Annotated in this window: 16 protein-coding genes; all 16 read left to right on the top strand. The window is 33.8% G+C overall.

Translation table 11 applies throughout. The features are described from left to right. A partial coding sequence (locus GMA11_RS07165) for a hypothetical protein (protein ID WP_205422913.1) occupies positions 1-421 on the top strand: 421 nt, incomplete at its 5' end. Between the two features lie 72 nt (positions 422-493). Beyond that, complete coding sequence (locus tag GMA11_RS07160; RefSeq protein WP_205422867.1) at positions 494-700, top strand: hypothetical protein; 207 nt, start codon at positions 494-496, stop codon at positions 698-700. A gap of 121 nt (positions 701-821) precedes the next feature. Beyond that, positions 822-1,175, top strand: coding sequence for a hypothetical protein (locus GMA11_RS07155; protein ID WP_163545683.1), 354 nt, complete (start codon positions 822-824; stop codon positions 1,173-1,175). 83 nt (positions 1,176-1,258) lie between these two features. Continuing rightward, on the top strand, positions 1,259-1,924 hold the full coding sequence (locus tag GMA11_RS07150) for an ABC transporter ATP-binding protein (RefSeq protein WP_163545684.1): 666 nt from the start codon (positions 1,259-1,261) through the stop codon (positions 1,922-1,924). A 23-nt stretch (positions 1,925-1,947) separates the two neighbouring features. Continuing rightward, on the top strand, positions 1,948-4,410 hold the full coding sequence (locus GMA11_RS07145) for an ABC transporter permease (RefSeq protein WP_163545685.1): 2,463 nt from the start codon (positions 1,948-1,950) through the stop codon (positions 4,408-4,410). Between the two features lie 259 nt (positions 4,411-4,669). After that, entirely contained in the window at positions 4,670-4,861 is a 192-nt protein-coding gene (locus GMA11_RS07140) for a hypothetical protein (RefSeq protein WP_163545686.1), read from the top strand. After that, entirely contained in the window at positions 4,854-5,171 is a 318-nt protein-coding gene (locus GMA11_RS07135) for an rRNA biogenesis protein rrp5 (protein WP_163545687.1), read from the top strand. Before GMA11_RS07140 ends, GMA11_RS07135 begins: the two co-directional genes overlap by 8 nt. Continuing rightward, positions 5,164-6,288 (top strand): DUF2800 domain-containing protein, encoded by a 1,125-nt coding sequence (locus tag GMA11_RS07130; RefSeq protein ID WP_163545688.1) that lies wholly within the window; start codon positions 5,164-5,166, stop codon positions 6,286-6,288. Before GMA11_RS07135 ends, GMA11_RS07130 begins: the two co-directional genes overlap by 8 nt. Further along, entirely contained in the window at positions 6,266-6,829 is a 564-nt protein-coding gene (locus tag GMA11_RS07125) for a DUF2815 family protein (RefSeq protein WP_163545689.1), read from the top strand. Before GMA11_RS07130 ends, GMA11_RS07125 begins: the two co-directional genes overlap by 23 nt. 13 nt (positions 6,830-6,842) lie before the next feature. After that, positions 6,843-6,968, top strand: coding sequence for a hypothetical protein (locus GMA11_RS09450; protein WP_255465982.1), 126 nt, complete (start codon positions 6,843-6,845; stop codon positions 6,966-6,968). Beyond that, complete coding sequence (locus tag GMA11_RS09445) at positions 6,965-7,087, top strand: hypothetical protein (RefSeq protein ID WP_255465983.1); 123 nt, start codon at positions 6,965-6,967, stop codon at positions 7,085-7,087. Before GMA11_RS09450 ends, GMA11_RS09445 begins: the two co-directional genes overlap by 4 nt. Continuing rightward, positions 7,068-8,987 carry a DNA polymerase gene (locus GMA11_RS07120; protein WP_163545690.1) on the top strand — a complete coding sequence of 640 codons (1,920 nt, stop codon included), beginning with the start codon at positions 7,068-7,070 and terminating at the stop codon, positions 8,985-8,987. The genes GMA11_RS09445 and GMA11_RS07120 overlap by 20 nt, the downstream gene beginning before the upstream one ends. Before the next feature lie 55 nt (positions 8,988-9,042). Further along, positions 9,043-9,258 carry a hypothetical protein gene (locus GMA11_RS07115; RefSeq protein WP_163545691.1) on the top strand — a complete coding sequence of 72 codons (216 nt, stop codon included), beginning with the start codon at positions 9,043-9,045 and terminating at the stop codon, positions 9,256-9,258. Positions 9,259-9,321: 63 nt separating this feature from the next. Further along, positions 9,322-10,878, top strand: coding sequence for a recombinase family protein (locus tag GMA11_RS07110; protein WP_163545692.1), 1,557 nt, complete (start codon positions 9,322-9,324; stop codon positions 10,876-10,878). A gap of 1 nt (position 10,879) precedes the next feature. Further along, on the top strand, positions 10,880-11,293 hold the full coding sequence (locus GMA11_RS07105) for a recombinase family protein (protein ID WP_163545693.1): 414 nt from the start codon (positions 10,880-10,882) through the stop codon (positions 11,291-11,293). Between the two features lie 5 nt (positions 11,294-11,298). Next, entirely contained in the window at positions 11,299-12,876 is a 1,578-nt protein-coding gene (locus GMA11_RS07100; protein ID WP_163545694.1) for a recombinase family protein, read from the top strand. Positions 12,877-12,925 lie beyond the last annotated feature (49 nt).

Genomic DNA, 12,925 nt, shown 5'->3' with positions numbered 1-12,925 from the left:
AGTATATTATGCGAAAAAGATGCCAAGAGGAGAAAGTCAGAAACCGGAATTAGTGATGTTAATTGATAATTTGGACTGGATCTATAAACCAAATGCAGAATGGATAAAATATGATTTTGATGGGACAAGAGATATTATTAATGAAACAGGTTCTAAAGGATTCGGAAATATATATTCAGATGAGACAGAATATGCATATTCAAACGGAGACAGTATTGTTTATAGATTTACTAAGAATTTTGAACTAAAGCATGTTACACGTTTGAGAAAAATGGAAACTGTTGATGTCAGTTCTGTAGATAAAAATAAAGTTATAGAAGAGATAGAGCAGTTTGTGAAACCAGTGACGGATGAACAAACAAAACCACTCATTGATTTACAATGGTTATTTAATTGGCTATATCAAGATGAATTTAAATAATGTATAACCAAATCTACCTGAGCAGTGATGCTTAGGTAGGTCTTTTTTATTTTTGAAAAATTTATATGGAAAATGTCTGATTTTCTCCTTTCAAAAGACTATTTATTAGAAATGAATTGGTTAGTGGAAACCGTGATACCATCTTTAAAATCAATTGATGTGGTCGCAAGGGAAGTTATCAACGGTCATTGGGGTAATGGGCAAGAGAGAAAGAATCGATTAACCCAAGCAGAATACGATTATGATCACGTCCAGCAAAGGGTAAATAAAATTGAATAAAAAAATATATAATTTATATTTACTTTATAGTAATTTTTTCATCAATTTTTTGATAACGATTACAAAAAATGATATACTAACTGTGTAGGAATAGCTTACTAAGGGGAAAGGGTGAATATTTATGTCTTTGAAATCAAAAATATTTAGTGTTGTTTTATTAGGTGGTCTGTTATTTACCGGAGTACAGAGTGTTTCAGCGACTTCTAGGGGGAATTTAACTTTTTTACATGGTGCAGAAGGTTTAGAAGCGATGGCTGAAATTAGATCAACACACACTGAGGGGCATATGCGAATTAATATGCAATTAACTTTTGACGATGGTTCTACAGGGTATCCATCAGGAGAAGCTTTAGGTGTTTCACATTATAAGCTAAAATCTGGATTTAACTGGTGGAAAGCAGGAGAAAGTACAGCTGATTACTATGTCAATTGGGACCACGTACACACAACTACTGCACCATATCGATTTGAATAAATGTAGCGTTCAGATAATTTAGTATAATAATTCTATAAATAAATTACTAAAAGTAAGCTATTCCATTTTTTAGGAGGGTTTTTATGATACAAGTAGAAAATGTACATGTTTCTTTTAAACAAGGTCAAAAAATAATTCCCGTTTTAACTGGATTAGATTTGCAACTATCAGATAAAGGGATTGTGACTGTTGTTGGTAAAAGTGGGTCAGGGAAAACAACCTTATTAAAAGTAGCTTCAGGTTTACTTGCTGTTGATTCGGGTAAAGTATTTATTGATTCTAATGACATTACTTGTATGGATAATGAGCATAGACGTGTTTTTTGCTCAAAATATATTGGTTTTGTTTGGCAAGATTTTAAATTAATTGAAGAAATTACCGTTGAAAACAATATTTTGTTGCCAATTCATATTCATAAAAAGCAACTGGATCGTGCATTTTATGAACAATTAATTAATAAATTAGATATTAAGCATTTAATCAAAAAATATCCTGAACAGCTATCTGGTGGAGAAAAACAAAGATGTGCTATAGCACGTGCATTAATTACTAAGCCTAAAATTTTGATTGCTGATGAACCAACAGGTTCTTTAGATGTCCATACAGCAGAGAACATCATTGCATTATTCGAGAGCAGTATTAAAGAATTTGCTGAATTAATTATCATTGTTACACATGATCCAAAATTAGCTAATATTGGTGATAAAAAGTATGAAATGGTTAATGGTAAGGTTGTGATGACAGAATGATGTTTCGATTCATTAAACAAATTATGAATAGACAAAATAAAATGCTATGGATTTTAATGTTAGCTATTTCAGTTGTAATGTCTAGCATTATTTCTGTTTCTGTTGCAACAAATGCTTATATAAATGAGTTGCAACTTTCTAAAGAACAAGTATATGGATCATTTACGCATATTGTCTATAATTCTAAAAATACCACTATTGATGATTCAAACCGGTATGGTGTTATTGATATTTTTGATGCTTCAAATGATAAAGATATTGTATATGGTAAGTTTAATGATTTAGCAAAAAATTTAGGGAATATCAATATACCTTCTTTATCAGAAAATGAAGTTGTCATTACTCAAGAAATTGCACAAAAATATCAATTAAAAGAAGGCGAATTATGGAAAGTTGAAGGAAAAGATTGGCGTGTAAAAGCTGTTATTGATAATGTGGGTTTGTTATGGATAAGAGGAACAGTAGAACAAACTCCCGTGTTTAAAATGCCAAATGTTATTGTTGATGTGAACAATTGGCAAAAATTAATAGGATCAGTTTCTGAATTTAGAAGAATATGGCTAGCCAATTTAAATATTAATGAAAAAAATGTTGAGTGGGAAAGTATTCAAGGTAATCATTATCGAAATACATTTTTAGAAAAAAATACAGATAATTATCATACACCTGAGTATTTATTCAATATTACTTCAATTATCTTTTGTATTATTTTAATCATCATGTTACGTGCATATATTTTATCTGTGCGTAAGCGATATGATGTTTATGGGTTACTAGGGATGTCACGCACACATTTGAAAAGATTATTTCTTTTAGAATTTCTGTGCTTTAATATTTTAGCAATAGTGTTTGGTGTACTATTGTGTTTGTTAATTACTAGTTTATTTTTAAGTGTTGCATTACGGAAAATATATATTGTAGATGGTAGTTATTTTTGGGGCTATTTTTTAAAATATAGTGTAATGTATGGCATAACAGTAATCATGAGCTTGTTATTGTTTGCATCGTTCCCATTTAAGAAAAGAAAACGCAATAAAGTGTTTCATAAAAAAATACCATTTGATTTTAAAAAAATAAATCTATCACTTAATATAGGATTCTTTTCAATATTAATTGTTTTTTTAGTCGGGAATCTATTTCTTAATTTTGAAGCAATTAATTCAATTATTTTAAGTTCAAATGCGGTAGGAAAGATAGTGAATGACTCTGATTATGAATTTGTATTTACGCGTCCGTCAAATCGACAAGGGGAATTTTATTATAATGGCAATTATCATGAAATTCCACAAAATATAAAGGAAAAATATCGTATCCAGTATATGAAATCCTCCGGAGAATTAAATCACATTCAACAACAATTGTCGCAAAAATTTCCAAGTGCGCAATTTGAAAGTTACATTAATTTATCCGAGATCTATTTAGTTAATAAAGATAATTTATTCCAACAAGATTACTTACAAAAATTGTATTCCGTAAAGCTGATTCAGGATAGACCGTTTTGGAATGAGTTGTTAAATCAATCTGTAAACTTGTTGACAATTAGAGCGATTGCATATCCAGATGATAAAATAAATTTGATAAGTTCACATTTTTCTGGGGATGTACAAAGTGTTATAAATGGGGAGAGTGCTTATCTTGTTGCTCCAGCCTATCAATACTTTGAAAGTTTTGATCCTGTTAATCAAGTCACATTTAAAGAAGCAAAGCCTATTGATAAAGATGATGTAAATGCCGTTTATGATGATAGAATTAAAGAAAATGATTTAGTATCTGTTATATCTTTGAATGCGAATAGTAGTGTGTATGGTAATTTAGATAGTGAATCAGCGAAACGTATATTTGATATTAAACATCTAAACGTATTGGTTGGCGGTATTGCATATAAACAAGTGGGATGGCTAGATACATCAGATATTACTGAACCCTATCGTTTAATTGTTTCTAAGAATTTTTTAGAAAAAAACGACTTAGATCAATCCGTTACACGTTTGAGAATGAAAATACCTAATTTAGATTATGGTAAAGATGATAGTGTGATTCGTCAAATCGTTGCTAATTATCCAAATGTTAAAATAGTTGATCAATATGGGCAGTTACAGACCTTTAGACAATATCACTTTATTCAGCAAGGATTCAAAATTTTATTGACAGTGATATTTTTTGTATTAACAATTGTTATTTTTAATAGTTTGATTCAAGCGCATATGTTTGAACAAAATCAAAAATATTTAGTCTATGGTTTATTGGGAATGCCTAGAAATAGGTTAGTAACAAGCCTAGGGATTCCCATTGTATGTAGTATGATGCTGTCGATAATAGGGATTAGTATATTAGAAGTATTTTTATTTTTTGGTCGTATTAATATACTTAGTGCAAGAGATTGGACGTCACTATTCGTATATATTGTATTACCTATGATAATTTGTATGGTCATTGCATTAATTCTTACTTATCGTCATATCAAAAAATTTATGAATACTATTTAAAAAAGTTAAATTAAAGGTTAATATCAATTGCTTATGAGTTGAAGGATGTACTGATAAAATATACAATGTTTTGTCTATCAATATTTTATGGATTTCATAATAAGGTAAATGAATTAGTGTAGAAGAAAACCTATCTGAGTAGAAATGCTCGGATAGGCCTTTTTTTTGAAAAAATTTGAAAGAAAATGTCCGATTTTATACTTTCCCAAGGCTATTTATTAGAGAGGTAAAGAAACTCTCTAGAAAGGAGAAACAAGAAATGAAACATAAACTAAAAGTTAGTGTATCAAAACAGCCTACACAGGAAAGTGTCATGCAATGTCGGAAAGTGTCGATGCGTGAGAAAGTGATGATATTCCTATTCGGAAAAAAGCAAAATATGCTGATATTTATTCCAAGTGATAGGGTTGGAGAAGTAACTATTGACCAGAAAGGAGAAAATAATGGATAAAATGAAGCTTCTAAAACAAGTCATAGATGATTTGAAACATTTATCTTCTAGTTTAGATGAATTATGTTCAGTACTAGAAGGACAAGAGGAACAGGTAGACTCTACAGTATTGGATTTTAGTATTGAATCGGAATCTAAAAAAATAACATTAGAAGATGTCCGAGCGGTACTAGCGGATAAGAGTCGATTAGGATTTACCAAAGAAATCAAGGCAATTATCACGGCATGTGGTGCGACTAAGTTAAGTGACGTAAAACCTCAAGATTACCCTACACTTTTAAAGAAAGCGGAGGGATTAGGTCATGAATAACCACGCTTTATTATCGGCATCAAGCAGTCATCGTTGGTTAACATGTCCACCATTACCTAGGCTAGAGTCGTATTTTGAAAACAAAACCAGTGAAGCAGCACATGAGGGGACACTAGCACATGCTGTGGCAGAAAACAAACTCAAAAAAGCACTTGGAATGACGCATAAAACGATTTCAGTATCTGATAGCGATATGGATGAATATACTGATGACTATGTGACTTATATTTTAGAACAACTTGACCTCATCAAACAATCAACCAAAGATCCGATTGTACTCATTGAACAACGTTTGGACTTTTCAGACTATGTGTCAGAAGGATTTGGTACAGGGGATTGTGTCATCGTTTCGGATAAAAAAATACACATTATCGACTTTAAGTATGGACGTGGTGTTGACGTATCGGCAGTTGATAATCCACAGATGAAACTGTATGCACTAGGGGCATTAAAATTATATGACGCCTTATATGACATGGAAGAAGTGGTGATGACCATCTTTCAACCGAGAAAATATAATGTATCAACAGATACGATGTCAACCAAAAAATTGATGGGATGGGCAGAAACGGAACTGAAAGAAAAAGCTGAATTGGCATTTGAAGGGAAAGGTGTCATTGAGTATGGACCTTGGTGTCAGTTCTCAAATTGTGGTGTCGTACTGCGTGCAAGGTATGACCACCATAAAAAGTTAGACCGTTTTGAATTGAAGTCGCCACATTTATTAACCGATGCCGAACTGGAAGAAGTCCTTCATCATGTGGATGATTTAGCGAAGTGGGCAAATGAAGTTAAAGCGTATGCCACTGAAGTAGCGATTAAAAGTGGTAAATCATGGAATGGATTCAAATTAGTAGCGAGCAGAACCGTTCGCAAATTTACAGATGAAGAAAAAGTCGCACAAATCGCAAAAGCAAATGGGTATGACAATATTTATAAACAATCCCTATTGTCTATGACCGATTTACAAAAGTTAATGGGTAAAACAACATTTGAAGAACTATTTAAAACACTGATTGTCAAACCTACTGGAGCAGCTGTATTAGTACCCGTCAGTGATAAGCGTAGAGCTATTGATGTTACACAAGCAAAAGATGAATTTATGGAGGAAAAATAACATGAAAGAAACAAAAGTGATTACAGGATTAAACACAAGATTATCTTATTTTAATGGTTGGGAACCTAAGTCAATTAATGGTGGTGCTGAAAAATATTCAGTGTCCGTATTAATTCCTAAAGATGACTTAGCTACTTTACAGAAAATCGAACAAGCCATTGATGCAGCTATTGAAGAGGGAATTGCGAAGTTTGGTGGCAAGAAACCGAATAAAGCAGCCATTAAAACGCCCCTTCGTGATGGGGATATCGAACGTGACGATGAAGCATATAAAGGGCATTATTTCATTAATGCGAACTCACTAACCAAACCACAAATTGTGGATATGAATGTACAGCCAATTTTGGATCGTCATGACGTATATTCTGGATGTTACGCTCGTGTGTCATTATCATTCTATGCATTTAATTCTAACGGCAACAAAGGAATTGCTTGTGGTTTAGGGAACATCCAAAAAGTAAAAGACGGTGAACCCTTAGGTGGACGTAGTAGTGCGAGTGATGATTTCACCACTATTACAGATGATGATTTCTTAGCTTAGGGAGGAATGTGACATGACAGAGATGGATAGATTTATGCTCATGATGTGTTTTGGTGTCGCGGTGGCTATTGTTATCGCATCGTGGATACATATTATGTGTGACTGGATTGACAAGTGGAAAGGGAGAAAAAGAAAATGAGCATGGAAAACTTTATCTTTTTGGCAGTGGGTGTTTTAGTTGTGGAGTTTGTGGTCAAACGATTATTAGATTTGTATTTGTATGTAAAGGAACAATTAAATGAGAAAACTAAACATTGATATTGAGTCGTTTTCTAGTGTGAACTTGACGAAATCAGGTGTTTACAAATATGCAGAGAGTGAGGACTTTGACGTCCTCCTTTTTGCCTATGCAGTAGATGACGGGGATGAGCAAGTGGTTGATTTGGCAAGAGGTGAAACAATCCCACAAGAGATTATAGACGCCATAAAGGATGATGCTGTTTTGAAATGGGCATTTAATGCACAGTTTGAACGGGTATGTTTATCTCGTTATTTAGGTGTTCATTTAAACCCATCTGCTTGGCGATGTACGATGGTCTGGTCTGCTTACATGGGGTTACCGTTATCCCTTGAAGGAGTGGGAGCAGTTTTAGGATTAGACGAACAAAAGTTAAAAACAGGCAAAGAGTTCATCCGATATTTTTGTGTACCATGTCATCCAACAAAGACAAATGGACACAGAACACGAAACTTCTTTTACCATGATGAGGATAAATGGATACAATTCAAAGCCTATAATAAACGTGATGTGGTAGTTGAAATGGCGATAGCCAATAAACTAAACAAGTTTCAAGTACCAGACTTTATATGGGATGAGTATGTATTGGATCAAAGCATTAATGACCGTGGTATACAAATTGATCGTACTTTTGTCCAACAAGCCATTCAAATAGATGAACAAAATCGATGTTTGTTATTAGCAGAACAACAACGTCTTACCAATTTAGAGAATCCCAACTCAGTCAAACAATTATCACAGTGGTTAAACGACCAGGGATTAGACGTTAGCAGTTTAGATAAAAAGGCAGTCAATACATTGCTTGAAACCACAACCGGTACAGTCAATAGAGTATTGCAACTAAGACAACAACTCGCCAAATCATCTGTTAAAAAATATAAAGCCATGCAAGATGTGGCTTGTAAGGATAACCGTTGTCGAGGCATGTTTCAGTTTCTAGGTGCGAATCGTACTGGGCGATTTAGTGGCAGATTGGTACAACTACAAAATCTTCCTCAAAACCACATATCCGATTTAAAAGAAGCAAGAGCGCTTGTCAAACAAGGCAACATGGAAGCGTTGAGTATCCTTTACAATGATACGTCTAACGTTTTATCCGAATTGATTCGGACAGCATTTATCCCGAATGGGTTGTTTTATGTCGTAGACTTCTCAGCGATTGAAGCGCGCGTTATCGCATGGTTAGCAAAAGAAACGTGGCGAGAGGATCTATTTAAACAAGGTGGAGACATTTATTGTATGTCGGCAAGTCAGATGTTTGGTGTACCTGTTGAAAAACACGGAGTGAACAGTGAATTAAGGCAGAAAGGGAAGATTGCCGAATTAGCCTGTGGTTACGGTGGTTCAGTTGGAGCTTTAACTGCCATGGGAGCACTTGAAATGGGACTTAAACAAGAAGAGTTACAACCACTGGTTAATGCGTGGCGAGGATCTAATCCAAAAATCGTGCAGTTATGGTGGGCAGTTGATAAGTGTGTCAAAGAAACGGTTAAAGAAAGAAGCATCACTCGAACACATGGGATAACGTTCAGTTACCAAAGTGGTATGCTTTTCATTCATCTGCCAAGTGGACGGAAACTAACCTATATAAAACCACGTATTGGTGAGAATACATTTGGTGGAGAATCGGTCACCTATGAGGGTGTAGGCGCAACTAAGAAATGGGAGCGTATTGAAAGCTACGGACCAAAGTTTGTTGAAAATATTGTTCAAGCGATTGCACGAGATATTTTGATGTATGCCATGAAGAACTTAAAAGACTATCAGATTGTTGCACATGTCCATGATGAAGTCATTATTGAAGCAACAAATGCTTCTTTAGATGACATCTGTCGCATCATGAGTCAAGTACCATTGTGGGCAACTGGTTTAATTTTAGATGCAGATGGCTATACTTGTGAATTTTATAAAAAAGATTAATTACAAATGTCCGATTTTACCTCCTACCAAGGCTACCTTGTAGGAGGTAAATTTTATGTCAGTAATAAGAATAGAAACAGATAACAAAAGTGTACAAAAAGTTGAGACCAAGTGTATTGAAGTAGAGTTGTTGAAAGAATATGATGCTTATTTAAGTCTAAAAATTGTTGAAAAACTGTATGAATCTCAATTGATTACGGCTGAGGAAAAACAACAATTGAATAATAAAATCATTGAACACTTTACCCCATATTATTTATCGATTATCTAACAAATGACTTGATATAGTTTGAGTATTACGGGAATATGTCCATAACAAAATGGAGGTGAGTAAATGAAACAAGTGAATGTTATCTTTTCTAAAACAGATGCTGTGAATCGAAAGAAGCGTGTCGCAGTATATGCTAGAGTATCTTCTAATTCTAAAGAACAACAGTATAGTTTAGAAGCACAAAAGCAACATTATGAACAATATGTAAAGGCACAATTAGATTGGGAATTAGTAGGCATTTATTTTGATGAAGGTATCAGTGGTACTAGTTTAAAACATAGGACGGGTCTTAACTGCCTTGTTGAAGATTGCGAAAAAGGACTGGTGGATTTGATTATGACAAAGTCCATCAGTCGATTTGCACGAAATACGATAGATTGTTTAGCTTTGGTTAGACGATTGCTAGTGTATGATGTTGCGGTACGATTTGAAAAAGAAAATATTCAAACAGATAGCATGGATGATGAAGTGATGCTATCGATTTTGGCAGAGTTAGCAGCCAATGAATCTAAGACTATATCCGACAATGAAAAATGGGCAATTCAAAAAAGGTTTCAAGATGGAACTTATGTGATTTCATATCCACCATATGGCTATAGAAATGAAGGTGGAAATATGGTTGTTGTTTCAGAAGAAGCAAAAATTGTTCAAGACATTTTTAATTGGACGCTAGAAGGGGAAAGTACACCAAGTGTTGCGAAACGTTTGAACGAACAAGGGGTACTCACTAAAAGGAATAATAAATGGTCGCCTACATCTATTATCGGCATTATAAAAAATGAAAAATACGTGGGCGATGTATTGTTTCAAAAATACTACACGGATAATCAGTTCGTTAAGCATAAAAATTATGGTGATAAAGATATGTATTATATCGAAAATCATCATGAAGCGATTGTGGATAGAGAGGTATTTCAAAAAGCTAACGAGATATTGAAGCAACGAGGTCTTGAAAAAGGTGTGGTTGCAGATAGACATAAATACCAAAAACGATATGCATTATCAGGAAAAGTGAAATGCACCGAGTGTGGTTCAACGTTTAAACGGAGAACGCATACGACAACCCAAGGTAAATGCTTTGCGTGGTGTTGTAGCAAGCATATAGCAGACAAAGCAAGTTGTAGTATGAAATATGTTGAAGAGGAAGCGATTCAAATAGCGTTTATCACGATGATGAATAAGTTGTTATTTAGTAAAGAGTTTATTTTAAAACCGTTACAAAAACACATGCAATACGACGATGACAGTAGTAATGGAATGAAATTGAAAGTCTTACAATCAGAGTTGGAAGATGTACAAATGAAATTGAAAGAAGCACAATCTTTATTTCAACGTGAATATCTGAATTATATTTCTTATCAGAATTTAGAATTGAATTTGATGAAAGAAAGCGACCGTATCTTTAAAGAAATCAATTATTTAAAAATGATGGATAGTCAAAAAGTTAGCATTCAACAACATCTAGATATTTTGTTACACAGGCTAAATCGTTCTCAGTACTGGACTGAATATGATGAAAGTTTAGTAACTGAAGTGATTGAACAGATACATATCATTTCAAGGCAATGTGTTCAGTTTGTATTAAAGTGTGGATTAACATTGGAAGAAAGGTTGATATAATATGAAACATTTACCGTTAGGATATAAAGTGTCGGAAGGAACAATTATTGTAGATGAAGATACGGCAAATCAAGTGCGCTTGTTGTATCACTATTATATAGAAGGTAATGCCCTTGAAAAAGCAGCAAGAATGGCTGGAGTATTAGGGTATCACGGAACAATCAGTCGAATATTATCAAATAAAAAATACATAGGGCATATGAATTATCCATCAATAATTGACACAGATACTTTTGAACACGCACAACAAAAAAGAAAAGATAATGCCAAACGGTTAGGCAGAGACAAATTTCAACCTAAGCAAAAAAAGCGTGTAATTCATACAAGTTTTTATAGTAAAGAGAATGAAAGACAGTATGAGAATCCCTTTAAGCATGCTGAATATTTATATAGTCTGATTAGTGTACAGGAGTAATAGACATGACAGAAAGAAAAATTGTAAAAGTAATACCCGCACAATCTACCGTGGGGTATGGTGAACAATTAAAAGAACAGCCTAAGAAAAAAGTAGCAGCATATTGTCGAGTAAGTACAGATAGTGAAGAACAAGCATCCAGTTATGAAGCGCAGGTTGAATATTACACAAATTACATTCAATCTAAATCAGAATGGGAATTGGCAGGTATTTTTGCAGATGATGGCATTAGCGGAACGAATACCAAGAAACGAACTGAGTTTAATCGGATGATCCAATCTTGTAAAGATGGCGAAATTGATTTGATTATTACAAAATCGATTAGTCGTTTTGCTAGAAATACATTAGATTGCTTGCATTATATTCGGCAATTAAAAGAGTATAAAATTCCAGTTTATTTTGAAAAAGAAAATATTAACACGATGGACTCTAAGGGAGAAGTTCTACTCACTATTATGGCCTCTCTTGCACAGCAAGAATCAGAATCCATTAGTAAAAACGTCAAGATGGGTATTCAGTACAGATACCAAAAAGGGGAAGTGCGGGTTAACCACAATCGTTTTTTAGGCTATACAAAAGATGATAATGGGCAACTTGTGATAGAACCAAGCGAAGCGGTTATCATTAAACGGATTTTCAAAGAGTATTTAGAGGGAAAAAGTTTACAGAAGATTGCGAATAGTTTGATGGCGGATAATATAATGACTGCAGCTAATCGTAGTTTATGGCGTGCAGGGAGTATTCGAAAAATACTGACTAATGAAAAGTATATGGGAGATGCCTTACTTCAGAAAACTTATACAGTGGATGTATTGAGTAAAAAGAGAGTGGTGAATAACGGCATAGTACCACAGTATTATGTAGAGAATAGCCATGAGGGTATTATTTCAAAAGAAGTATTTCATAAAGTTCAAGTGGAATTGCAACAAAGAGCAGAACAATATCAAGGAAAAAACAAAAGAAAATCAACGTATAGTAGTAAGTATGCTTTATCCAATGTGGTTATTTGTAAAGAATGTGAGAGTGCATTCAGAAGAATTCAATGGTCTTCTAAAGGAAAAAGGTCAGTAAATTGGCGTTGTAAAACGAGAATTGATAAAGGTGTATCCTGTTGTTGTATAGAATCAATTAATGAGACAGAGCTCCAAAATATGATTATCCGTGGAATAAATAAGTTGATGGGGAATCGTCACGAAGTTTTAGAAGTGCTAAATCAAAAAATTGAAAGGGTCTTAAACAAGGATGGATTATCGTTGAGTGATATCCAGTTACAAATTGAACATTTACAAAATGAATTGGAAATACGTGTGCAAGAAAGAAAAGACTATGCGCATATTTTAGAGCAATTGGATCAACTAAAACTGCAACGCACTAAATTAGAACATTGGGATAATATAGAAAAGAAAAAACAAAGTAGGTTGCATGAAATAAAAAAACATCTAGAGCAACAGTCAACGCTAGTGACGGAATATGATGAAGCGATTGTAAGGAAGTTAATTGATAAAGTAGTGGTTGGTAATGATGATGTGGAAATTACGTTAAAATCAGGTGAAATAATGAAATTGAAGCGGTATAAAAAGTGAGGCATCTCCGTATTGAGGTGCTTTTTTATTGGGTTAAGATGTGTTGATT

Source organism: Granulicatella sp. zg-ZJ, assembly GCF_010892355.1.
In the GTDB taxonomy this organism is placed as follows: Bacteria; Bacillota; Bacilli; order Lactobacillales; family Aerococcaceae; genus WM01.
Note: the sequence above shows the minus strand (reverse complement) of the source record. Positions and strands in the feature narration are given on the sequence as shown.